Source organism: Mycobacterium sp. UNC410CL29Cvi84 (genome assembly GCF_000686745.1).
Lineage (GTDB): Bacteria > Actinomycetota > Actinomycetes > Mycobacteriales > Mycobacteriaceae > Mycobacterium > Mycobacterium mucogenicum_B.
This window is the reverse complement of the sequence record NZ_JMLM01000009.1, coordinates 241,243-264,046: the sequence shown is the minus strand read 5'-3', so window position 1 is coordinate 264,046 and position 22,804 is coordinate 241,243. Positions and strand designations below refer to the sequence as shown.

Here is a 22,804-nt window from a genome sequence, read left to right as displayed (position 1 = left end):
TGGTGGGCGGGGCGTCCGTTGCGGTGGGGCTCACGGCCCTAACTCTATTCAGGCCCACCGACAGCGAGTAACCGCCGCGCCATGTTCACCAGCTCGCGGGCCGCGGGGCTCATCGGCCCGCCGGCCCGCCACGCGAACACCAGCCGCCCGCGCAGCGCCGGCGTCAGCTTGATCAGGTGCAGGTCGGTACGCGACCGCACCATCGATTGCGGCAACACGGCGACCCCCAAACCCCGCGCGGCAAGGTCGGCCAGCGCCTGCGGCGTGCTCGCCTCGAATGCGACGTGCACGTCGACGCCGACATCGGCGCACGCCGCGTCGAACTGGTGCCGGATGCCGGTGCCGACGGGCAGCGCGATGACGGCGCGGCCGGCCAGCTCCGCCAGCCGGAGAGTGCGCCGGGTGTGCCACGGATCGTCGAGGGCGACGGCAGCGACGATCGGCTGGTCGGTCACGACGACGGCGGCCAGCCCGGCCGGCAGCTCGCTACCGACCGACACGATGGCGGCGTCCAACTGCCCCGTGCGGACGCCCTCGATCAACGCGTCCGAGTTGTCGGTGCCGAGCGTGATGTCGACGAGTCGATGGGCCGCGTGGAACCGGGCCAGCAGGCTCGGCATGTCGACGTCGTGGGCGGTGACCGTGCCGATGGTGACGGCGCCGCGCACAAGGTCGCTCAATTCGGCGACCGCGGTCCGCGCATCGGCTGCCGCGGCGAGGGCCGCCCGCGCGTACGGCAGGACGGCCTGCCCCGCCGCCGTCAGCCGGACCTCCCGGCGAGCGCGGTCGAACAGCGGCTCGCCCAATTCGCGCTCCAGCCGGGCGATCTGGGCGCTGACCGCAGGTTGCGCGACGTGGATGCGCTCGGCGGCGCGGGTGAAGTTGGCTTCCTCCGCGACGGCGACGAAGTACTCGAACTGCCGCAGTTCCATAAGCAATGATTATAGTTTGTGGACCAGATCGATATTGGACTTATGGTTCTGGTGCGCTGAGGCTGGAGACATGACACCAGTACTCATCGCCGGCGCCGGTATCGGCGGACTCACCACAGCCCTGACGCTGCACGCGCGCGGCTTCGACGCGCTCGTGCTGGAACGCGCACACGACCTGCAGCCGTTGGGCGTTGGCATCAACCTGCTGCCGCATGCCGTTCGCGAACTCACCGGACTCGGCCTCGGCGACGCGTTGACCGCCATGGCCGTGGCCCCGTCGGCCATCCGCTTCTACTCCCATCGCGGCGACCTGTTGTTCACCGAGCCGCGTGGGCTGGCCGCGGGCGACGCCTACCCGCAGCTGTCGGTGCACCGTGGGCGGCTGCAGATGATGCTGCTCGACGCGGTGCGCGAACGTCTCGGCGCCGACGCGGTCCGCACCGGCAGCGGGGTCACCGGATTCCGGCAGCGCACCGACGGCGTCGTCGTGGACACCGCGGCAGGCGAGGTCGCGGGCTCTGCCCTCGTCGGCGCCGACGGCATCAATTCCGTGGTGCGCGCGGCCCTACATCCGGGCCATGACCCGTTGTTGTCATCCGGCATCACCATGTACCGCGGGGCCAGCGACATCACGCCGTTCCTCGACGGGCAGACCATGGCAATCGTCAAGGCCGACAACGGTGTTGACCTCATCACGTATCCAATCGGCGGCGGCCAGGTGAACTGGGTCCTCCAGGTGCCCACCGGGCAGCCCGGCCCGCTACAGGGCGACGCGAAATGGAACGCGCCCGCGACGGCCGACGACGTCCTGCCGCACGTGGCCGACTGGAACCTCGACTGGCTCGACATGGACGCGCTGATCGGCCACAGCCCAGCGCTGTTCAGCTACCCCATGGTCGACAAGGACCCCCTGCCCCACTGGGGCGACGGCCTGGTGACGCTGCTCGGCGACGCCGCCCACCCGATGTACCCCGTCGGTGCCAACGGTGCGTCGCAGTCGATCGTGGATGCGCGCGTACTCGCGGACGAACTCGCGGCTCATGGCTTCGCCGGGCTGCGCGACTACGAGAAGTCCCGGCGCGCCGAGACCGCTGACGTCATCGCCGCCAACCGCGAGATGCACGTCGCGGGGGCGTCGCGGGCGCCGGCGGATTTGGCGCGGGTCACCACCCGATACCGGACGGAGACGGCGAATAGCACCCGAGGCGGCGCAACTGCTCACTGATCGCGTCCGCCCGGTCCGTGATCACCGCGATGTGCCCGTCGGGCCGCACCAGCACGTAGGAGCCGGCCGGCACGTCGTACTCGGGTCCGGGCACCAGGCGCACCTGCGGGACACCGAAATCGACTGCTGCTCCGCCGAATTCGAGCACCGTCCAGTGCGGTCCACGGAAGACGTCGAACAGCCGGCGGCCGTCCGGCAACAGACCGTCGGGGGCGCGGTCACCGGCCTGTAGCGCGCCCGACGCGCGCTCCCCACCCGCCAGAGGCCCGCCCCGGTAGCTGATGTCCAGCTGATGGATGGCCGACGGCGCCGGCCCGGTCGCAGCGAAGCCCTGGCGGTGCAGCGCACCACTGAGCGCAAGTACGTTGGCCGCCACCGGCATCCGTTCGGCGGCGTAGCTGTCCAGTAGTTCGTCGGGCGCGCCGGCCAGCACGGCGGCCAGTTTCCAGCCGAGGTTGTAGGCGTCCTGCACGCCGGTGTTGACGCCCTGTCCCCCGGCCGGCGAATGGACGTGGGCGGCGTCACCGGCCAGCAGCACGCGACCCAGCCGGAACTGTTGTGCCATCAGCAGATTCACGCGGTACTCCGAAATCCACCGCAGGTCCGACAGCACGACATCGCGTCGCCCCGAACGCTGGTCGAGCAGTTCCCGCATGCCACCCAGGGTCAGTGCGGGCGGGTCCTCGCCCGGCGCCATCGTCACCACCAGCTGGAAGTGTTCGGTGCCCGGCAGGTTCCACAACGAGAACCGCTTGGTTTGGTCGCCGTCACGCGTCAGCAGGTGACAGCACCGGCCGTCGAGCCCGGTCGCGCGGACGTCGCCCACGATGATGCGTTCCTCGGTCAGCGCGCCGCCGAGAAACGCGACGCCGGACGCCTTGCGCACCGTGCTGCGACCGCCGTCCGCCCCGACGAGATAGTCGGCACGGATCGGGCCGCGGTCGGTCTGCACCGTCACACCATCGTCGTCTTGCTCGAAACCCGTTAACTCGGTACCAAATTCGATGATCCCCCCGAGTTCAGCGAACCGCGCCGCGAGGATCTGGTCGGTTCGCCACTGCGGGATCAGCCAAGTGAAGGGATACGGCACGGCCGGCGTGGCCGCGAGTTCGGGCAGGCCCAGGAGCTCGTAGATCGGCTTGGTCCAGACCACCTCCGCGCCGCGGTACAGGCGCATGGGTGGAAACGTCTCGCCGGCCGCGAGTACCGCACCGATGACGCCGAGGTCGTCGAACACCTCGAGGGTGCGCGGCTGCAGTCCCTTGCCGCGCGAACCTGGAAACAACGCCTGCGCCCGGTCCAGCACGCGCACCGGTACGCCGCGGCGCGCCAGCTCGATGGCGAGGGTCAGTCCGGTGGGTCCGGCGCCGGCGATCACCACGCTCATCGGGCACCGCCCAACAGCGGCAGCAGCACGTCGTCGATGAGCTGCGCACTGAAGGCGGCGTCGACGGGACGGTCGAGGTGCATCTGGCGCAGGATCATCGCCTCGGCGACGTCGTGGATCAGTTCGACGTCGGTGTCGGCGGCGATGTCGCCCCGCGCGATGGCGCGCTGGAGCGCGTCGTGGAACGGCGAAAGCTCCTCTTTGTCGAGATGCTGGCGGATGGCCTCGGCGAGTTGTTCGTCGTGGCGCATGAGCGTCGCGAGTTCCGCCGTGACCCGCGTCAACGGGTCGGCGACATTCGCGGCGACGGCGTCCATCACGGCGAACAGGTCGCTGCGCAGCGCCCCGGTATCGGGCATCGACGCGTTGCGGGCGGCGTCCGCGGCGTCGAGCGTGGCCCGGACGAGTTGAGCCTTGTTCGGCCACCGGCGATAGATCGTCGCCTTGCTTGCGCCCGCCCGAACTGCCACCGCGTCGGTGGTCAATGCCGCGTAGCCCCGCTCGACGAGCAACTCGGCCGTCGCCGCGAGCACCGCCTGTTCCCGCTCAGCTCCTCGCACCATGGCCAAAGTGTACGAAACAGTTTCGTACACTTCAATCAGGTTTTCCCGGCTGCCGGGATAAAACTGCAACACGTTTCAGTTTCTGGCCTGTCGGCAGTTACGCTGAGCTCGTGCCAGGAGTGACGGACGCCGGGAGTCAACCGGCAATTGAAGGTTGGTGGGACACCGACGAAAACGGTGCGCCACACCTGATCGGGGCCAAGTGCCCGCAGTGTGGGACCTACGTTTTCCCGCCCCGCGCCAACAACTGCCCCAGCCCAGCCTGTGACAGCGACGTGCTCGAGCCCGTCGCGCTGTCGCGCCGCGGCACGGTGTGGAGCTACACCGAGAACCGGTATCCCCCGCCGGCGCCGTACCCGGCCGCCGACCCGTTTGAGCCGTTCGCCATCGCCGCCGTCCAGCTGGAGGCCGAAGGCCTCATCGTGCTGGGCAAGGTCGTCGAGGGCACGCTCGCCGCGGACCTCAAGGTCGGCATGGAGATGGAACTGACCACCATGCCGCTGTACACGGACGCCGACGGTGTCGAGCGGACCACTTACGCGTGGAGGATCGCCGAATGAGCACGCCCGAACCGCTGTACATCCTCGGCGCGGGCATGCACCCGTGGGGCAAGTGGGGCCGCGACTTCACCGAGTACGGCGTCGTCGCCGCCCGCGCCGCGCTGGCTGAGGCCGGCCTGGACTGGCGTCAGATCCAGCTGGTCGCCGGCGCCGACACCATCCGCAACGGCTACCCCGGCTTCATCGCCGGTTCGACGTTCGCCCAGAAGCTGGGCTGGAACGGCGTGCCGGTGTCGTCGTCCTACGCCGCATGTGCCAGCGGTTCGCAGGCCCTGCAGAGCGCCCGCGCCCACATTCTGGCCGGCTTCTGTGACGTCGCGCTGGTCATCGGCGCCGACACCACGCCCAAGGGTGCCTTCGCCCCGGTCGGCGGCGAGCGCAAGAACGACCCCGACTGGCAGCGCTTCCACCTGCTGGGCGCCATGAACCCGGTGTACTTCGCCCTGCTGGCCCGCCGCCGCATGGACCTGTACGGCGCCACCTCCGAGGACTTCGCCCAGATCAAGGTGAAGAACTCCAAGCACGGCCTGAACAACCCGAATGCCCGCTACCACAAGGAGGCTTCGGTCGAGGACGTGCTGGCCAGCCCGGTCGTCTCCGACCCGCTGCGGCAGCTGGACATCTGTGCCACCTCGGACGGCGCGGCCGCGCTGATCGTGGCCAGCGCCGACTTCGCGCGCAAGCATCTCGGCTCGCTCGACGGTGTGCCGTCGGTGCGCGCGATCAGCACCGTCACCCCGCAGTACCCGCAGCACCTGCCCGAATTGCCGGACATCGCAACGGATTCCACCGCGGCCATCGCCGGACCGGAACGGGTGTTCAAGGACCAGATCCTCGATGCGGCGTACGCCGAGGCCGGCATCGGACCCGACGACGTCAACCTCGCGGAGGTCTACGACCTGTCGACCGCGCTGGAACTCGATTGGTACGAGCACCTGGGCCTGTGCGCCAAGGGCGAAGGCGAGCAGCTGCTGCGCTCCGGCGCCACCACCATCGGTGGCCGCGTGCCGGTCAACCCGTCGGGCGGTCTGGCGTGCTTCGGTGAGGCGATCCCCGCCCAGGCCATCGCGCAGGTGTGTGAGCTGACGTGGCAGCTGAAGGGGCAGGCCACCGGCCGCCAGGTCGAAGGTGCCCGCGTGGGCGTGACCGCGAACCAGGGCCTGTTCGGCCACGGTTCGTCCGTGATCGTCGCGCGCTAGTTTCCGAGCCGCCGAACGTGCGGGACACTCGACCAGTGATGATCTCGGTCCGGGTCAAGCCGGGCAGCCGCAAAGGGCCACTCGTCGAAACCGACGACGACGGCACGCTGGTCGTGTACGTCCGCGAGCAGGCGGTCGACGGCAAGGCCAACACCGCGGTGATCCGGGTGCTGGCCGAACATTTCGACGTACCGAAGTCGCGGGTCGAGCTGGTGTCCGGCGCCGCGGCCCGGATCAAGCGGTTCCGGATCGACGAATAGCGCGGATACTGCAGTCATGCCACGGATCACCGCCGTCCTCGGCGACATCACGCAGCAGGACGTCGACGCGATCGTCAACGCCGCCAACAGCGCGATGCGTGGTGGCGGCGGCGTCGACGGCGTCATCCACCGGGCGGGTGGGCCCGCGGTGCTCGCTGATTGCATCGAGCGTTTCCCGCACGGGCTGGCGACCGGCGACGCCGGCTGGACCACCGCAGGCAATCTCCCGGCCCGTTGGGTCATCCACACCGTCGGGCCGAATTACCGCGCGGGCCAACGCGATCCAGAGCTGCTGCGGTCCTGCTACCGGCGGTCACTCGACGTCGCGGACGAACTCGGCGCGCAGAGCGTGGCGTTCCCGTTGATCAGCGCGGGTATCTATGGCTGGCCGTTGGACGACGCGATCGCAATTGCACTCGAGACGGCCTCCGCCGCCGATACCGCCGTCACCGTCGTCAGATTCGTGGCGTTCAGCGACGATATCCACGACAAGATCCAGCGCCACCTGCCGTAGGCCCCAGCTCAGGCGACGCCGAGGTAGGCAGCTCGGATGCTGTCGTCCGTCAGCAGATCCCGGGCATTGCCGCTGCGGGTGACGGCGCCGGTCTCCAGGATGTAGGCCCGATCGGACCGACTCAATGCCTGCTGCGCGTTCTGCTCGACCAGCAGCACCGTGGTGCCCTGAGAGTTGATCTCGGAGATGATCCGGAAAATCTGCGAGATGACCATGGGCGCCAGACCCATCGACGGTTCGTCCAGCAGGAGCACCTTGGGCCGGGCCATCAGCGCGCGGCCGATCGCCAGCATCTGCTGCTCGCCACCGGACAGCGTGCCGCCGGCCTGCGACCGCCGTTCGGCCAGCCGCGGAAACGTCGTCAGTACCCAGTCGAGACGCTCGTCATGGTCATGCTTGGACTCGAATTTGCGCCCATAGCAGCCCATTTCGAGATTCTCGACGATGGTCATGCCCGGGAAGATGCCGCGGCCCTCGGGCGCCTGGATCAGGCCCGCGGTCACGCGGCGATGCGCCTTCATCTTCGAGACGTCCTCGCCGTCGAACCACACCGAGCCCGACGACAACGGCAACAGTCCGGAGATGGCCCGCATCATGGTGGTCTTGCCCGCGCCATTGGAGCCGAGCAGGGTGACCAGTTCACCCTTCCGGACGACCAGCGAAACACCGTGCAGCGCTTGAATTCTGCCGTAGTGGACGACGGCGTCACGGACCTCCAGCAGCACCGGCCGCGGGTCGAGGTCGGTGGACTCAGAGCTGGTCATCGGGCACCCCCAGGTAAGCGGCGATGACCTTCGGGTCTTCGCGGATCTCGGCCGGTAGGCCTTCGGCGATCTTGCGGCCGAACTCCAGCACCACGATCCGGTCGGTGACACCCATGACCAGCCGCATGTCGTGTTCGATCAGCAGCACGGTGTAGCCGTCGTCCCGGATCGCCTGGATCAGCTCGATGAGCGCGGACTTCTCGCTCGGATTGAAACCCGCGGCGGGCTCGTCCAGGCACAGCAGCTTCGGCTCGGTGGCCAGGGCCCGGGCGATCTCCAGCCGGCGCTGGTCTCCGTACGAGAGGTTCCGCGCCTTTTCCTCGCCGCGGTGCGCGATGCCCACGAATTGCAGCAGCGCCGCGGCACGTTCGATGGCATCGCGTTCCTCGCGGCGGTGCCGCGAGGTGCGCAGCAGCGCGCCCGGGACCGACGTCTTGTGCCGGGCGTCGGTGCCGACGACGACGTTCTCCAGCGCCGTCATCTCGCCCCACAGCCGGATGTTCTGGAACGTGCGAGCGATGCCGCGCCGCGTGATCTCGTGGCGCTTGATCTTGCCGAGCGGCGCGCCGTCGAACATCACCGATCCGGACGACGGCCGGTACACGCCGGTGATCGCGTTGAAGCAGGTGGTCTTGCCGGCGCCGTTGGGACCGATGAGACCGAGAATCTCGCCGCGCCGGATATCAAACGTCACCGCATCGAGCGCGGTGAGCCCGCCGAACTTGACCGTGAGATCGGTTGTGGCCAAGAGCTTCTCACCCTCGGCGACCTGCACGTCACGGTGCAGGGCGGCGAGTTCCTCGTCGGGCGCGGGCTCGAAGGTGTCGCTCATGCCGCCGCCTTCGTTTCGTCGGCATTGCGCAACAGCGCCCGCGCGGACTTGCCGTACGTCAGGAGCTGCTGGCGTACCGGGAACAGACCCTGCGGCCGGAAGATCATCAGCACGACCAGAGCCAGGCCGAAGAACAGGTACTTGAGGTCGCCGAGGTTGATGCCGAGGAAGTGCACCCCGAGCAACCGGTTGGGCAGGTACACGATGATGAACGCGCCGACGATCACGCCGAGTTTGTTGCCCTGGCCGCCGAGGACCACCGCGCACAGGAACAGCATCGAGTTGATGATGTTGAAGGTCGGCGGCGCGACGTACTGCACCTGGCCGGCATACAGCGCGCCCGACAGGCCGCCGATGCCCGCGCCGATGACGAACGCCCACAGCTTGAACTTGAAAGTGTTGACGCCCATGACTTCCGCGGCGTCCTCGTCCTCGCGGATGGCGACCCACGCCCGCCCGACGCGGCTGCGTTCCAGGTTGCCGACGAGCAGCAGGATGCCGACCATGAGCGCCAGTCCCAGCCAGAACCACCACGTGCCGTAGTTGGCGCTGCCGGCGGAGTTGCCGCTGGAGAACACCCCCGTCGGGAGTTTGTCGGTCTCCCCCAGCCGCGGATAGGCGATCTGGTTGAGGCCGCGGGCGCCGTTGGTCAGGTCGGAGAGGTTGTCGGCGAGGAGCCGGATGATCTCACCGAATCCCAGCGTCACGATGGCGAGGTAGTCACCGCGCAGCCGCAGCGTCGGGATACCCAGCACCAGGCCGGCCATGGCCGTGACCGCCATCGCCAGAGGGACACAGGCCAGCCAGGCCCAGTCCTTGTCGAGGAAGCCGTCGACCCCGACCTGGTTCCAGGGGCTGTCGGGGCTGGTCAGCAGCGCGACGGTGTAGGCGCCGACGGCGTAGAACCCGACATAGCCGAGGTCGAGCAATCCCGCTTGGCCCACAACCACATTGAGGCCGATCGCGATGATCGCCACCATCGCGAACTGCGCCATGGTGCCGCCGAAGCTGATGCCGGGCGTGTTGAGGAACGCCGGCGTGTGTAGCGGTAGGTACGCCACCAGAAGGAACACGAAGACACCGAAGGCCCACTTGGCCGGCCTCGACTGCTGGTCCCACCACTGGCGGATCTGGTCACCGGGCGCCAGCAGGTACCGGGCGCGGCCCTCATTTCGATGCTGCCCGCTCATGCGCGTGCCTTCCCGAGACTTTCACCGAGTATCCCGGTGGGACGGATCAACAGCACCAGCACGAGGAGGACGAACGCCACCACGTCGCGCCATTGGGTGCCGAAGAACGCCTGGCCGTAGTTCTCCATGATGCCGAGGATCAACCCACCGAGGAGCGCGCCCCGCAGGTTGCCGATACCGCCGAGCACGGCGGCCGAGAATGCCTTGATTCCCAACAGGAATCCGCCCGAGTAGATGATGCCCTGCGGCACCTTCAAGGTGTAGAGCAGCGCGGCGGCGCCCGCGAGCAGGCCACCGATGAGGAACGTCGTCATGATGATGCGCTCGCGGGACACGCCCATGAGGGTGGCGGTCGTCGGGTCCTGGGCGACGGCGCGGATACCGCGGCCGAACTTGGTGCGGTTGAGCGCGATGTCGGTGAGCAGCGCCAGCACGATGGCCGCCACGACGATGACGATGGTGACGTTCGAGATGTTCGCGCTGAAGAGCGTGAACTGAGTCTTGGGCTGCACCAGGATGATCGGCTGCTGGGCATTGCTGCCGCCGAATCCCTTGAGAATCTTCGGCAGCACGAAGTGCACGAATTCCTGGAGGACGAACGACATGCCGATGGCGGTGATGAGGAACGTCAGCCCCCGCGCGTTGCGGCGGCGCAGCGGCCGGTAGGCCACGACCTCCAGCCCGACGGCCGCGGCGCCGGAGACCAGCATCGCGACCACCATGGCGATGCCCAGATAGAAGATCGTCAACCCGACGCCCAGGTTGTAGGCGTTTCCGCTGGGCTTGAACCCGAGAATGATCTCCAGCGCGAAGTACGCGCCGAACATGCCGAGCATGAAGATTTCCGAGTGCGCGAAGTTGATCAGTCGCAGCACACCGAACACCAGGGTGTAGCCAACGGCGACCAGGGCATAGATCGCACCCCACGACAACCCGTCAACCGTCAACTGCCAGAACCCGTTCACCAGGTTGTCGACGTTGAAATTGATATTGGCCGCGGTGCACACGTAGTGGCCGACGCAGTCGGATGTCATCGGGTGGCGGCTCCTCGGTTATCGCGGTGGTGAGAGTCCAGGAACGACGACGCGCCCGGCACGGGGTCCGGACGCGTCGTCGTCTGCAGGTTCCTACTGGACCTTGTAGATCCAGATGAGGTTGGTGGTCAGCTCACCCTTGTTGTTCCACTGGTACTTGCGGGCCACACCCTGGCCTTCGTACTTGGTCACGAAGTCCAGCAGCGCGGGCCGCGTGACGGCGCCCGAGTCGATGCCCTTGACCAGGATGGTGCCCAGGTCGTAGCCCTCGGTGCTGTAGGTGCCGGGCTCCTGGCCGAACTTCTTGGTGTACTCCTCGGCGAACTGCTTGCTCGCCGGGCCGCACGGGCAGGACAGGATGGCGCCCTTGGTCGCCTCGCCGCCCTGCTTGACGAACTCGGGGTCCTTCGTGCCGTCGGCGCTGGCGAACGTTGCGGTCACGCCGCCGTCCTTGAGCTGCTGAGCGAACGTCGCGGCCTCGGCGTAGTAGCCGCTGTAGAAGATCGCGTCCGGCGCGGCGCCCTTGATCTGGGTGACGGCCGCCGAGAAGTCCTTGTCGCCCTTCTTGACCGAGATGTTGCACGCCGAGTCCGCAACCGGTCCCAGCGTGGTGCGCACGGCCGTGGCCAGGCCCAGGCCGTAGTCGGTGCTGTCGTCGACGACGCAGACCTTCTTGTAGTTGAGCGTGTTCTTCAGGTAGTTCGCGACCGACGGACCCTGCACGCCGTCGTTGGCCAGGCCGCGGAAGAAGGTCTTCCAGCCGTTCTCGCTCAGCGTCACGTTGGTGGCCGACGCGGTGGCGGCGACGAGGCCGGCCTGGTCGAAGACGGTGCCGGTGGCCTTGGTCTCGCCGGAGAAGGCGGGGCCGACGAGGCCGATGGTGAACTTGTCGTCGACGATCTGCGGCGCGATGCCCGTCGCCTTCTGCGGGTCGCCCTCGGTGTCGAAGGTCTTCAGCGTCACCTGGCAGCCGGGGTTCGCCGCGTTGTGCTTGTCGATGGCCAGCTGCACGCCGTCCTTGATGTTGATGCCCAGTGCGGCATCGGGGCCGTTCAGCGCGCCGGCCATGGCGATGTTCACCGGCGGGCAGGTGGCCTTGCCGTCACCGGCGGGATCGGCCGGAGTTGCGCCGGCGGCGCCCTTGACCTCGGCGCCGTTCTCGTCGATCTGCACCTGCTCGACGATCTTGAGATTCGAGCCGGCCGCGCCGCTCTGCTTCGGCTCAGATTGGCTGCATCCCGCCAGACCGAACACGATCAGACCGGCACTGCCGACTGCAAGAGCATTACGAGCTACGCGACTGCGCACGCTTCACCTCCGGGTCATGGTTACGTGGCACCGGATTCGGCCTGCACTCTTCGCAGGTGGGGCCGACTCCGCTGCTTCGCGTAGACAGTAACCAACACGGCGCGGCTATACGCGCTGTTGAGCGATGCTGCCCGACGTTGTCTTCATCGGACCTGTGTAAATGCTGCGGCCCGAAACACAGAGTTAACGGGACGCGGACGCAGGACTCAGCCGGCTGACGGTTCCGTCGCTTCCGCGGCCGGCGGATCCAGCGTCTCGACGACCACCTCGGCCACCCGTTTCATGGTGGTGCGCCGGTCCATCGCCGCCCGCTGAATCCACTTGAACGCCTCGGGTTCGGTCATGCCCTGCTTGGTCTGCAGGATGCCCTTGGCCCGCTCGACGAGCTTGCGCGTCTCCAACCGGTCGGACAGCGAGAGGACTTCCTTCTCCAGCGCCGTCAGCTCACCGAAGCGGCTGACCGCCACCTCGATGGCAGGCACCAGGTCCGTGATGGAGAACGGCTTGACCAGATAGGCCATGGCACCCGCGTCGCGGGCCCGTTCGACCAGCTCACGCTGGGAAAACGCGGTGAGGATCACAATGGGCGCGATGCGCTTGGCAGCGATCTCGGAAGCGGCGTCGATGCCGTCACGGCGCGGCATCTTCACGTCCATGATCACCAGGTCAGGCTTGAGCTGCTCGGCGAGTTCGACGGCCTCCTGGCCGTCGCCGGCCTCGCCGACGATCTCGTAGCCCTCCTCGCGGAGCATCTCCGCCAGGTCCAGCCGGATGAGCGCCTCATCCTCGGCCACGAGAACACGGCGCGGTGCGACTTCAGATGTTGACCCGGTCATCCCCGTATTGTCGCGTGAGCCGTCAAATGAAGCGACCTCGGGGCGCGGCGTGGCCCCGAGAATCACATCAACTATGGTGGTACACCGCACCCGATCAACCGGTGTGACGCCCTCGTATCCCAACTGGCAGAGGAAACGGATTCAAAACCCGTGCAGTGTGAGTTCGAATCTCACCGAGGGCACCAAAACTCGCCGCTAAACTGCACGCATGGGGGCACTGCGAGTCACTGCGGATGGACTGTTCGCCGTTGCCGGACAACTCGAGCAGCATGCCCAAGCTCTGTCGGCACACATCACCAGCGGTGCGCCGTTGCCTGAGGGCCAATCCACCGCGGATGTCGTCGCCGAGATCCAGTCGCACATTGATGCCGCGTCCGCCGCACATGCCGAACGGATCTGGTCTGTCGCCTCCTCACTGACCGCCGCCGGCCGCGCCTATACCGACTCCGACAGCTCTGCCTCGGCAGCATTGGCGGAGTAGCCGTGATGGCCGAACTCGAGTTGCCGACGCTGGCACAGATCACCGATTGGGATGTGCAACACCTCGTCGACGCTGCCGCGCAATGGAACAAGACCGCCGACCTGTGGGAGAACTCGTTCCACGACGTCTGGCAGGGCACCCTGCGCCCCGGCGGCACCACGTGGGAGGGCAGCGCGGCGGAAAACGCGCAGGACATCGCGTGGCGCGACCTCGTCAAGGTCCGTGGATCAGCCGATGCGCTGCGGGCCGCCGCGAGTATCGCCCACACCGGCGCGGCGTCGCTGTCCGATGTGAAACGACTGGCGCTCAACGCAATCGACGAGGCGCGCACCAACGAGTTCACCGTCTCCGAAGACCTGTCGGTGACCGAGGTCAGGTACCGGTTCGTGGCCAGGGAGCGCGAGTCGCGCGAGTCGATGGCCGACGACCACTCTGCCGACATTCGGCACTTCGCCGCGAATCTCGTTGCGCTGGACCGGGATATCGCGCACCGCCTCCGCGCGACCATGTCCGGGATCGGCGCCCCGTTCTATTCGGTCTGAGCCGTAAAACCTGAGCGCCTCCCCGGCGCATGACACGCCAGGGAGGCCTCGCCCAGACCCGGGTTATGCGCCCTGATGCTGGTGTGACTTGCCGTCCGCCGGCGAAGTCTTGCCACCGGTGTCGCTGTTCGACCGCCCCGCCGGCTTGGACGGTTCACTGGCCGCGGGGGTCGGCTTCTTCGCCTTGCCCGGCTTCTTGCCCTTGCCCTTGGTGGCCGGCTTGTCCTGGGCCGCACCGTCTTTGGCCGGCTTCTTGGACTCGCCCGTGCCCTTGGGCGCCTCCGACGCCGGCGAATCAGACTGCGGCGACTCCGCTTTCGGGGTTTCCGCCTTCGGGGTTTCTTCCCTGGGGCTCTCCACCTTGGGCGTCTCGGCCTTGGGCGTCTCTTCCTTCGGGGTTTCTTCCTTCGGGGTTTCTTCCTTCGGGGATTCAGCCTTCGGGGTTTCGGCCTTCGGCTCTTCCGCCTTGGGATCCGCTGTCTTGGGCTCCTCGGTCTTGGTCTCCACGGCCTTCGGGTCGACAGCTCCGGCGGTTTCGTGCTCGACAGCGTCGACGACCTTGACGTCGCCCGATCCCGACTTGTCGCCGGCCTTGACGTGGTCGGCGGTGTCCTTCGAACCACCCACCTGAGACTTCAGCTCAGTCGCGGCCCGGTTGACCTCCGACAGAGTGTCCGCACTGATCGCAGCGGCGGGCGCCAGGCTCGCAGTCACATTCGGTTGCGCCGCAGCCGGTTTGAAGATGCCTGCCAGCAGGCTCTGGAACGCCTTGACGGCATTGTTGACCGCGGTCTGCAGCGATGCGGTGAACGACGCGAAGGCTTTCTGGGCCTGAGCCAGCGCCTTCTGAATCAACTGGGCCAGCGCCACGATCGGCGAGACGATGACCGGCGGCAGACCGATGGCATCCGAGATCACCTTGACCGCCAGCTTCGCCGTCCAGTCCGCCTGGAAGATGCCGTAGCCGGTGTCCGTGCCCGGCGTGCCGTCGCGGGTGGTGTAGATGAATATCGGGCCGGTGTAGGTCAGCGCCCGCCAGGCAGTGATGAAGTCCGAGATGAAATCGGCCTGCTTCTGGTTGCTCGTGGGGTCGACGACGCCGAGTTGGTCCAGCACGGTCTGGAAGCCGTACTCGGTGGCCCAGATCAGCTTGTCACCGTCACCGTTCTGCACCATGATCGCCCGCATCTGCTGCAGCTGGTACAGCGGCGCGAGTGGGTTCAAGGCACCCTGCGAGAACTTCAGCACCTGGTTGAACTCGTACGGGTGGAACGAGATCGCATCGAAAAAGCCTTTGGCGCCGGCGGCATACATCGCGGCCAGGAAGGTCTGTGGAGACGACGTGAGTCCGAAGAAGTCCTGAATCGGCGCCAGGGCGCCCGCGATGACCGAGGCCGTCGGGTCCACACCGGTGGTCCCGTCGCCGCCTTTCAGGGTGGTGTAGACGGCCTTCAGGATGGCGGTGTATTTGGCGGCATCCATCGGCTGGAAGAACGTGAAGCTGTTGGGCTCGTTCCAGACCTCGTACGCGGAGATGACGTCGCCGTAGCGCGTGGCCACCTGCTTCACGAAGTCCGCGTAGACGGCTGGATCGGGTGCGCCGGCACCCGGGGTGGTGCCGCTGGGCGCCGCCCACAAGGGGGTGTGACTGATGACCGCCAGCACACCCATGTTGTGGGCACGCGCGGCGTCCATCACGTTGTTCATCAGAGTCCAGTTGGCGTCATTCGCCGCATCATTCGGACCCGTCATCTTGATCAACGCCCATGGGACGAAGACCCGGATGTTCTGCACCCCGATGGACTGCAGCTGGGTCAGGGTCTTGTCGATATCCGCCGGCGACAAGCCATAAAGGCTCGAGTCGGCGATGCCGATGGTCGAATGCGTGTCATCGATCTCGGCGGTGGGTACGACGTCGAGCGCGACCGTCCGGGTCGGCGCGGGCGTCACATGGCTGTAGGTGCAGATGACAGCCAACGGCATCAATACGACAACAACTCTCAGCATGAGAGCACGGACCAGACGGTTCACCGCAGTCCCCTTTCCGCCCTGGTCGTCGCCCCTCGACAACGACGCGTGGCAGTTAATTTACTGCTCCGACAACAATTTAATGAACTCAAATCCGAAATCTGATTGAAATAATCCGATCGTGCGAATCAAGCAAATATAGAGATGCCCTAAATACCCCTGGTATGTTCACAAACAGCTAATCAATATCGGTTTGCAAAATTGCCATGAGCAAGCATTCGTTTAGTATTTCCCCAGTTCACGCAGCTTTATCGACTTACAAGTAAGCCATTCGACGCAGCTGTCGAATATTTGGCAATTTTGATATTGATCGCGGCTGACCATACTTTTCGGTTGCGGCGAAGGGACACCCGGTACCAACGAATATCCCACTCAGCGAGCCCTCCTAAATGGCCACAGCGACTGGCCAATAGGGGTCCCGCAACCACTCCGAAGCGGCCCCGGCGGCGGCGCCGCGGCGGCCCGCTGTTCGCCTTCAGCGCAGTATCCGCAGGCGGGCACCAAATGCGGCCCCGCGCGTCTACCCTGAATCCATGGCGATCATGGACGACGCTCGCCTCTCCGGTGGCGCCGCGACCCCGGCCAGCGCCGATTTGGTCGCTGCCGTCCGCCGTTCGGTCTGTGTGCCGACCGCGACCGTCCGCGAGTGCCTGCGTCCCGACGCCGACATCCTGAGCCCGACGGTCGCCCGCAGCCGCCGGATTCTGACCCGCACCAGCCGCCTCGGCGCGGTGCTCAGCGTTTTCTTCGCCTTGCAGGCGTTGACCACAGGGCCTCACACGATGTGGATCGGCGCGGTCAACCTGGCCGGCGCGGTGCTCTTCCTCCTCGTCCCGGCGCTCTACCGGTTCGGCGAGCTCGTGGCCCCGGCGGCATTCATCCTCATCGCCTACGCCACGGTCACAGTCGTGACCATCAATGTGGGCACCGGCTCGGGAATTCTGCTGTATCTGACCGTTTCCGGTGCCATCGCGCTATTGATCGTGGGTCTCGAGCACGTGGGATTCGCGGCCGCCGTCGCCGCCGTCGGCATCGTCACCGCCAGCATCCTGGAATTCACGGTCCCGGCACACACCGGAGCGCAGACCGAGATGGAAAGCCGGGTGTCGTTCGTCATCATCGCGGTGTCGGCCTGCCTCATCGTGATGGCGACGGTCTGGTCGGTGCTGCGGGAGAACGCCATCGCCCAGCGCGCCATCCAAGCCGAATACCTGAGGTCCGAGACGCTGCTGGCGAACATCCTGCCCGAGTCCATCGCGCAGCGCCTCAAGGATCCCGCGCATTCGGTGATCGCCGACAAATTCGACGACGCCTCAATCCTTTTCGCCGACATCGCCGGCTACACCCAGCGCGCCAGCGACACCGCTCCGGCCGATCTGGTCCAGTTCCTGGACGCGCTGTACACCGGGCTCGATGCACTCGTCGACCGACACGGCCTGGAGAAGGTCAAGACGAGCGGTGACTCCTACATGGTGGTCAGCGGTATCCCGCACGGCCGGGCCGATCACCTCGAGGCGCTGGCCTGCCTGGCCCTGGACTTCGCCGACTCGGTCCGCGAACTGACCGACCCGAAGGGGCGTCCCGTCCCGGTCCGCATCGGCATCGCCGCCGGCCCCGTCGTGGCCGGTGTGGTGGGGTCACGCAAGTTCTTCTACGACGTCTGGGGCGACGCGGTGAACGTCGCGTCCCGCATGGAGAGCACCGATGTCGCCGGGCGAATCCAGGTGCCGCACAACGTGTATGAGCGTCTCCAGCACGCCTACGAATTCGAGGAGCGCGGCGAGATCGACGTCAAGGGCAAGGGCCTGATGCGCACCTGGTACCTGGTCGGGCGAACCTCCGCGGCCGGCTCGTCGCGAGCCGACGGTGCTCAGTCCAGCCCGTGCTCGATGGCGTAGCGCGCCGCTTCCACCCGATTGGCCACCTGCAGCTTGCGGAACGTCGCCTGCACGTGGTTCTCGACGGTGCGGTGACTCAGGGTCAGACGCTCGGCGATCTGCTTGGCGGTCAAGCCTTTTGCCACGTAACGGAGGATCTCGGTCTCCCGTTCCGTGAGCCCCGCGGCCGGGTCCGCTCCCGGCGCCTTGGCGATGCGCCGGTGCTCCCCCAGCACCAGACCGGCCAGGCCCGGAGTGAACACCGCACGCCCCTCACCCGTCGCGCGCACCGCGTCGGCCAGCTCGGCCTTGGAGGCGCTCTTCACCAGATACCCGGTGGCACCGGCCTTCACGGCCTCCAGCACGTCGTCGCGCTCGTCGGAGGCCGACAGCACCAGCACCCGGCTCGCTGGTGAGACCGCCAGCACCTGAGCGGTCGCCTCGACGCCGCTGCCGTCGGACAGACGCATGTCCATCAGCACCACCTGCGGCTTGACCACCGCGGCCCGGCGTCCCGCGGCCGCGACGCCGTCGGCGGTGGCCACCACGGTGAAGCCCGAGTCCTCGAGGTCACGGGCGACGGCGTCCCGCCAGATCGGGTGGTCGTCGACGACCATGACCGTCAGCTGCGGCTCAGACATCGCCGGCCGCCCTGGGCACGGTCAGCTCCCACTCTGTGCCGGCGCCCGGCGACGTCGTCAGCTCGGCCGTACCTCCGAGTGATTCCAGCCGTCCCACAATGGATTTCGTCACACCCATATGTCCCTCCGCAGCCGCCTGCGCCAACCGTCCGTCGGCGATCCCCACCCCATCGTCGCGGATGCTCACCACGACCTGTTCGCCGAGGTCCTCGACGAGGACGAAGGCCCGGGCCTGCGGGCCCGCATGCGCGACCGTGTTACCCAGCACATTGGCGACCGCGGCATCGAGTTCGCCTGCCACGGCGGCGTCGAGCAGCACCGGGTCCGGCGGCACGCTCACCGCGACGCGATCACCCGCGCGGCCACGGAGCATTTCCCCGACGTCGACCGACCCGCCCGTGGCCTCGTCCAGGCCGGAACTGACCAACCGGCGCAGCGCCCGTTCCTGCTCGCCGGCCAGCTGCGCGAGTTCCGTTGTCTCGCCACCGATTTCCCGCCCCTTGCGCGCCACCAGGGCCAGCACCTGGATGGCGCCGTCGTGCACCTGCCGGGACAGCCGCTCGCGCTCCGCGGTTGCCGCTGCCAATCGGATGGCGCGCTGCAGCTCCGCGTGGGCACGGCGCGCGGTCTGTGCGGCCATCCCGACGGCGAGCCCCACCGCCAACTCGATGACGAGCGTCGCCTGCCGACCGAGATTGGGGTCGAAGTAGCCCTTGAGCACCGCGCCGGCCGCCGTCACCAGCAGCCCGACGCCCATTCCGGCCGGCGGCCCCAGCTGAATGGCCGCGGACAGCGTCGCGTTGGTGGCCCACAACGTCGTCGGCCACGACTGGTTGCCGGCGATCCACGCCGGGGACGCCACCAGGTCGGTCGACAACACCAGCAGGATGACGACCACCACCTCGGCCAGCACCCAGGCCTTCCGTCGGCCGAAACCCTTCAGATAGGCCACGGCACACGCCAGGCTCCAGGCGATGAGGACCCCGAACAGCGCCCACGTGACGGTCGGGTGACGCAGATCGTCATTCACCGCGAGCTGAAAACCCAGGGCGTACAGGCAGCTGAGAAGCCGGAAGCCCTGCGCCGCCCGCCACAGCGGGGCGGCCGGGTCCGGTTCTGAGGCCAGGTGAACAGCCACTACATCACTTTGGACAGAAAAGCCTTCGTGCGTTCATGTTTCGGGTTGGCCATCACCTCGCGCGGGGCGCCGCGCTCGACCACGACTCCGCCGTCCATGAACACCAGCTCGTCGGCCACCTCGCGGGCGAAGCCCATCTCGTGCGTGACCACGATCATCGTCATGCCCTGTTGCGCAAGCTTCTTCATGACCGCGAGCACATCGCCGACCAGTTCCGGGTCTAGCGCCGAGGTCGGTTCGTCGAACAGCATGAGCTTGGGTTCCATCGCCAACGCGCGGGCGATCGCGACGCGCTGCTGCTGGCCGCCGGACAACTGCGCCGGGTACGCATCAGCCTTGCTGGACAACCCCACCTTGTCGAGCAGGTCCCGCGCACGACTCACCGCCGCGTCCCGCTTGACGCCCTTGACGTGCAACGGCGCCTCGATGATGTTCTCCAGCGCGGTCCGGTGCGGGAACAGGTTGAAATGCTGGAAGACCATGCCGACATCGCGGCGCTGGCGGGCGGCCTCCTTGGGCGGGAGTTCGTGCAGCTTGCCCCCGCGTTCGCGGTACCCGACCAGCTCCTCGTCGACGTACAACCGCCCGGCGCTGACCTGTTCCAGGTGGTTGATGCACCGCAGGAACGTCGACTTTCCGGAACCGGAGGGACCGACGAGCACGAGGACCTGGCCGCGCTCGACTTCGAGCGAGACGCCCTTGAGCACGTCGAGGGCACCGAAGCTCTTGCACACCTGTTCGGCGCGCACCATGGGGGTCATGCGGGCACACCCCCGTGGTCGCCCATCTGCGCCAGGGCAAGGGCCTCGAGCTGTTTGGTCGTCAGCTTGCGCGACGCACCCCGCGAGAAGTACCGCTCCAGGTAGAACTGTCCGACCATCAGCACGCTGGTGATGACCAGGTACCAGGTCGCGGCGACCAGCAGCAGCGGGATGGGCTGGAAGATCACCGCGGAGATGTCCCGGGTGCGGGTGTACAGCTCGAGCGTGTACGGCACGGCCGTGACCAGCGACGTGGTTTTCAGCATGCTGATCAGCTCGTTGCCGGTCGGCGGCACGATGACCCGCATCGCCTGCGGGAGAACGGTGCGCCGCATGGTCATCCACCACGACATGCCGAGAGCGACCGACGCCTCGGTCTGCCCCTCCGGGACGGAAATGATTCCGGCACGGATGATTTCGGCCATGTAGGCGGCTTCGTTGAGGCCCAGGCCGATGAAGGCCATCTCGAACGCCAGCGACAGTCCCTGCAGCTGGATGTGGAACAACGACGGACCGAACGGCACCCCGATCTGGATGTTCTGGTAGATCGACGGAAACAGGCCCCAGAACACCAGCTGCACGTACACCGGAGTACCGCGGAAAATCCACAGGTAGCCCCACGCGACCGCACGGAACACCGGGTTCGGCGACAACCGCATCACGGCCAGGACGACGCCGAGCACCAAGCCGATCGCCATCGCATAGATGGTGAGCTGCACGGTGTTCCACGCCGCCTCGGCCACCCGCACGTCGAGCAGGTACTTGAGATAGGTGTCCCAGCCGTACGCGGGGTTGGTCGCGGCTCCGTAGAGGAACAGCCCGGCGACAGCGATGATCGCGAAGGCCCCGACCCACCGCCAGGGATGTCGCAGTGGTACCGCGTGGATGGCGGCGGGACCGCTCGGGTCCGCCGCTGACTCAGCAGCCGTCACGTCAGCTGGTGGCCCCATTGATGACCGGCTTGTCGATCATTCCGGCCTGCACGCCCCAATTGGTCGCGATCTGCTTGTACGTGCCGTTGTCGATCAGGTGCTGCAATGCCTGCAGCAGCGACTGTGCCAACGGCGAGCCCTTCTTCACCGGCCACCCGTAGGGCGCTGAATCGAACACCTCGCCGGCCTGCACGAGCTTGCCGCCCGCCTGCTTGATCGCCCACAGCGTCACGGGCGAGTCCGCGGACATGGCGTCGGCCTGGCCGACGACAACGGCGTTGGCGGCCTGGTCCTGGTTGTCGAACTTCACCACGTCGATGGGCGGCTTACCGGCGTCGGTGCACGTCTTGGACTTGGCGGGCAGTTCCTCGGTGTCCTGCACCGTGGTCGACTCGACGGCGACCTTCTTGCCACAGGCGTTGTTGGGGTCGACGTGGTCACCTGCGCGCTGCGCCCACAGGCTGCCGGCCGAGAAGTAGGTGACGAAGTCGACCTGCTGCTCACGCTGCTTGCTGTCGGTGAAGGACGACATACCGACGTTGTAGGTGCCGGCCTGGATCGCCGGGATGATCTTCGAGAAGTCCGATTCTTCGCGGTAGTCGGCGGTCAGACCCAGCGTCTGCGCGATGGCGTTCATCAGGTCGACGTCGAATCCGACGACCTTGCCGCTCGGGTCCTTGTACTCGTTGGGCGCATACGGGATGTTGACGCCGACGATCAGCTTGCCGCTGGACTTGATGGCCTCCGGCACCGTGTTGGCGATGGACTCCACCTTGGCGGCGGGAGCCGCCGACGAACTCGATGCGGGCGAGCTGGATTCGGTGTTCTTCGTGCACCCCGACAGCGCCAACGCGCCACTGGCCGCCACCACCACCGCAATGCGCCACGCCGTGCCCCGACGGGTCTGACTCACACCTGACACGTTGCCTCTTCCTTCGTGCTCAACTCTGCCCCAGCCACAGCTGCCATGACACCCCGCCAGCGCGCATCGGTCGGCGTGCTGCGTTGGAGAGCACCTTAATGGCACGGTGGTCGCCAAGCAGCCCAATCGCCAGTTGTCCACATCTAGAACCACCGAAAAACAGTGTTGTCCGAACTCTGCGCAGCCTCCGTCAAATATGTGAGACTGCGTCAATGACCACGCAAACTCCGCCAAGTCTGTTGCAGCATCTGTGGAAAACCGAGCTCATCGCCGGCTTGATCTCCGTGGTACTGGGCGCCGCCGTGTTGGCCCAGCCGGGCATCTCGGTCGCGGTGGCAGCGATCTTCTTCGGGGCCTATCTGCTCGTCACCGGTATCGGCCAGGTGGTGTTCGCCTTCAGCCTGCACATCACCGCGGGCGGACGCGTACTGGCCTTCATCAGTGGCGCGGCATCTCTGGTGCTCGCGGTGCTGGCCTTCCGTCATATCGGCGATGCTGTGCTGCTGCTGGCCATCTGGATCGGCATCGGCTTCATCTTCCGCGGTGTGGCCACCACGGTGTCGGCGATCAGCGATCCGGGGCTGCCCGCCCGCGGGTGGAACATCTTCCTCGGCATCATCAGCCTGATCGCCGGTTTCGTCGTCCTGGGTTCGCCGATCGAGTCGATCGGCACGCTGGCGCTGGTGACGGGCATCTGGCTGGTGGTCACCGGCGTCGCCGAAGTGATCACCGCGTTCGGAATCCGCAAGGGCGCCAAGGCCGTTGACAAGGCCATCCACGAGGCGGCGACCAACGCCTGAGTCCACCGACCGTCTGCAGTTGTGTGGCCGGGCGCACGTGTGCGCCTGGCCACACAATTCGCTGTTCGGCGGGTCTGG

The 22,804-nt window shown here is 67.1% G+C and carries 24 protein-coding genes and 1 tRNA gene; 10 read left to right on the top strand and 15 right to left on the bottom strand.

Translation table 11 applies throughout. The annotated features are described in order from the left end of the window. Positions 1-44: 44 nt before the first annotated feature. Complete coding sequence (locus tag BR47_RS0114775; protein ID WP_029119992.1) at positions 45-932, bottom strand: LysR family transcriptional regulator; 888 nt, start codon at positions 930-932, stop codon at positions 45-47. A 70-nt stretch (positions 933-1,002) separates the two neighbouring features. Between BR47_RS0114775 and BR47_RS0114770 the strand changes: the two genes are divergently transcribed. After that, positions 1,003-2,157 carry an FAD-dependent monooxygenase gene (locus BR47_RS0114770; protein WP_029119991.1) on the top strand — a complete coding sequence of 385 codons (1,155 nt, stop codon included), beginning with the start codon at positions 1,003-1,005 and terminating at the stop codon, positions 2,155-2,157. On the opposite strand, the gene BR47_RS0114765 is transcribed toward BR47_RS0114770, so the two are convergent. Together BR47_RS0114765 and BR47_RS0114760 are read right to left on the bottom strand one after the other, a co-directional pair. After that, a complete protein-coding gene (locus tag BR47_RS0114765; RefSeq protein ID WP_029119990.1) occupies positions 2,096-3,544 on the bottom strand; it encodes an FAD-dependent monooxygenase in 1,449 nt (482 codons plus the stop codon). The two genes, BR47_RS0114770 and BR47_RS0114765, sit on opposite strands and share 62 nt — an antisense overlap. Beyond that, on the bottom strand, positions 3,541-4,107 hold the full coding sequence (locus tag BR47_RS0114760) for a TetR/AcrR family transcriptional regulator (protein WP_020103275.1): 567 nt from the start codon (positions 4,105-4,107) through the stop codon (positions 3,541-3,543). Before BR47_RS0114760 ends, BR47_RS0114765 begins: the two co-directional genes overlap by 4 nt. 119 nt (positions 4,108-4,226) lie before the next feature. Here BR47_RS0114760 and BR47_RS0114755 point away from each other — a divergent pair, with 119 nt between their 5' ends. From BR47_RS0114755 to BR47_RS0114740, 4 genes are read left to right on the top strand one after another with little or no spacing between them, the layout of a single operon-like run. Further along, on the top strand, positions 4,227-4,667 hold the full coding sequence (locus tag BR47_RS0114755) for a Zn-ribbon domain-containing OB-fold protein (protein ID WP_177127388.1): 441 nt from the start codon (positions 4,227-4,229) through the stop codon (positions 4,665-4,667). After that, entirely contained in the window at positions 4,664-5,866 is a 1,203-nt protein-coding gene (locus BR47_RS0114750) for a lipid-transfer protein (protein WP_020103273.1), read from the top strand. The genes BR47_RS0114755 and BR47_RS0114750 overlap by 4 nt, the downstream gene beginning before the upstream one ends. Before the next feature lie 38 nt (positions 5,867-5,904). Further along, a complete protein-coding gene (locus BR47_RS0114745) occupies positions 5,905-6,126 on the top strand; it encodes a DUF167 domain-containing protein (protein ID WP_029119989.1) in 222 nt (73 codons plus the stop codon). 16 nt (positions 6,127-6,142) lie between these two features. Further along, positions 6,143-6,640: an O-acetyl-ADP-ribose deacetylase gene (locus tag BR47_RS0114740; RefSeq protein WP_029119988.1), complete on the top strand. Its 498-nt coding sequence runs from the start codon at positions 6,143-6,145 to the stop codon at positions 6,638-6,640. Positions 6,641-6,648: 8 nt separating this feature from the next. Here BR47_RS0114740 and BR47_RS0114735 read toward each other — a convergent pair whose 3' ends face one another. The 6 genes from BR47_RS0114735 to BR47_RS0114710 all read right to left on the bottom strand — a co-directional run bounded on the left by BR47_RS0114735 (position 6,649) and on the right by BR47_RS0114710 (position 12,604). Beyond that, on the bottom strand, positions 6,649-7,404 hold the full coding sequence (locus BR47_RS0114735) for an ABC transporter ATP-binding protein (RefSeq protein WP_029119987.1): 756 nt from the start codon (positions 7,402-7,404) through the stop codon (positions 6,649-6,651). Next, positions 7,391-8,236 carry an ABC transporter ATP-binding protein gene (locus tag BR47_RS0114730; protein ID WP_020103269.1) on the bottom strand — a complete coding sequence of 282 codons (846 nt, stop codon included), beginning with the start codon at positions 8,234-8,236 and terminating at the stop codon, positions 7,391-7,393. The genes BR47_RS0114735 and BR47_RS0114730 overlap by 14 nt, the downstream gene beginning before the upstream one ends. After that, a complete protein-coding gene (locus BR47_RS0114725; RefSeq protein ID WP_020103268.1) occupies positions 8,233-9,426 on the bottom strand; it encodes a branched-chain amino acid ABC transporter permease in 1,194 nt (397 codons plus the stop codon). The genes BR47_RS0114730 and BR47_RS0114725 overlap by 4 nt, the downstream gene beginning before the upstream one ends. Further along, the gene (locus tag BR47_RS0114720; RefSeq protein ID WP_029119986.1) at positions 9,423-10,460 is read right to left on the bottom strand and encodes a branched-chain amino acid ABC transporter permease; all 1,038 of its coding nucleotides are present in this window, start codon (positions 10,458-10,460) and stop codon (positions 9,423-9,425) included. Before BR47_RS0114720 ends, BR47_RS0114725 begins: the two co-directional genes overlap by 4 nt. Before the next feature lie 93 nt (positions 10,461-10,553). Further along, a complete protein-coding gene (locus tag BR47_RS0114715) occupies positions 10,554-11,768 on the bottom strand; it encodes a branched-chain amino acid ABC transporter substrate-binding protein (protein ID WP_029105639.1) in 1,215 nt (404 codons plus the stop codon). 206 nt (positions 11,769-11,974) lie between these two features. Continuing rightward, the gene (locus BR47_RS0114710; protein ID WP_029105638.1) at positions 11,975-12,604 is read right to left on the bottom strand and encodes an ANTAR domain-containing response regulator; all 630 of its coding nucleotides are present in this window, start codon (positions 12,602-12,604) and stop codon (positions 11,975-11,977) included. Positions 12,605-12,712: 108 nt separating this feature from the next. Between BR47_RS0114710 and BR47_RS0114705 the strand changes: the two genes are divergently transcribed. From BR47_RS0114705 to BR47_RS0114695, 3 genes are all read left to right on the top strand, one after another. Next, positions 12,713-12,789 (top strand) — tRNA-Leu (locus tag BR47_RS0114705). Positions 12,790-12,812: 23 nt separating this feature from the next. Further along, positions 12,813-13,085, top strand: coding sequence for a hypothetical protein (locus BR47_RS0114700; protein WP_020103264.1), 273 nt, complete (start codon positions 12,813-12,815; stop codon positions 13,083-13,085). Between the two features lie 5 nt (positions 13,086-13,090). Next, entirely contained in the window at positions 13,091-13,627 is a 537-nt protein-coding gene (locus tag BR47_RS0114695) for a hypothetical protein (RefSeq protein ID WP_020103263.1), read from the top strand. A 63-nt stretch (positions 13,628-13,690) separates the two neighbouring features. Here BR47_RS0114695 and BR47_RS32110 read toward each other — a convergent pair whose 3' ends face one another. Then, positions 13,691-15,610, bottom strand: a complete 1,920-nt coding sequence (locus BR47_RS32110; protein WP_177127383.1) for a cellulase family glycosylhydrolase — start codon at positions 15,608-15,610, stop codon at positions 13,691-13,693. Between the two features lie 578 nt (positions 15,611-16,188). On the opposite strand from BR47_RS32110, the gene BR47_RS0114685 reads away from it, so the two are divergent. Further along, positions 16,189-17,553 carry an adenylate/guanylate cyclase domain-containing protein gene (locus BR47_RS0114685; protein WP_029119985.1) on the top strand — a complete coding sequence of 455 codons (1,365 nt, stop codon included), beginning with the start codon at positions 16,189-16,191 and terminating at the stop codon, positions 17,551-17,553. On the opposite strand, the gene BR47_RS0114680 is transcribed toward BR47_RS0114685, so the two are convergent. The 5 genes from BR47_RS0114680 to BR47_RS0114660 are packed head-to-tail and all read right to left on the bottom strand — an operon-like array spanning position 17,526 to position 21,917. Then, complete coding sequence (locus tag BR47_RS0114680; protein WP_020103260.1) at positions 17,526-18,173, bottom strand: response regulator; 648 nt, start codon at positions 18,171-18,173, stop codon at positions 17,526-17,528. The genes BR47_RS0114685 and BR47_RS0114680 overlap by 28 nt on opposite strands. Continuing rightward, positions 18,166-19,299: a MacS family sensor histidine kinase gene (gene macS, locus BR47_RS0114675; RefSeq protein WP_036427362.1), complete on the bottom strand. Its 1,134-nt coding sequence runs from the start codon at positions 19,297-19,299 to the stop codon at positions 18,166-18,168. The genes BR47_RS0114680 and macS overlap by 8 nt, the downstream gene beginning before the upstream one ends. An 11-nt stretch (positions 19,300-19,310) precedes the next feature. After that, complete coding sequence (locus BR47_RS0114670; protein WP_177127387.1) at positions 19,311-20,063, bottom strand: amino acid ABC transporter ATP-binding protein; 753 nt, start codon at positions 20,061-20,063, stop codon at positions 19,311-19,313. 5 nt (positions 20,064-20,068) lie between these two features. Continuing rightward, positions 20,069-21,022 carry an amino acid ABC transporter permease gene (locus BR47_RS0114665; protein WP_051634797.1) on the bottom strand — a complete coding sequence of 318 codons (954 nt, stop codon included), beginning with the start codon at positions 21,020-21,022 and terminating at the stop codon, positions 20,069-20,071. Further along, entirely contained in the window at positions 21,006-21,917 is a 912-nt protein-coding gene (locus BR47_RS0114660) for an ABC transporter substrate-binding protein (RefSeq protein ID WP_029119981.1), read from the bottom strand. Before BR47_RS0114660 ends, BR47_RS0114665 begins: the two co-directional genes overlap by 17 nt. Positions 21,918-22,120: 203 nt before the next feature. On the opposite strand from BR47_RS0114660, the gene BR47_RS30555 reads away from it, so the two are divergent. Beyond that, on the top strand, positions 22,121-22,726 hold the full coding sequence (locus BR47_RS30555) for an HdeD family acid-resistance protein (protein ID WP_502685825.1): 606 nt from the start codon (positions 22,121-22,123) through the stop codon (positions 22,724-22,726). Positions 22,727-22,804: the final 78 nt, after the last annotated feature.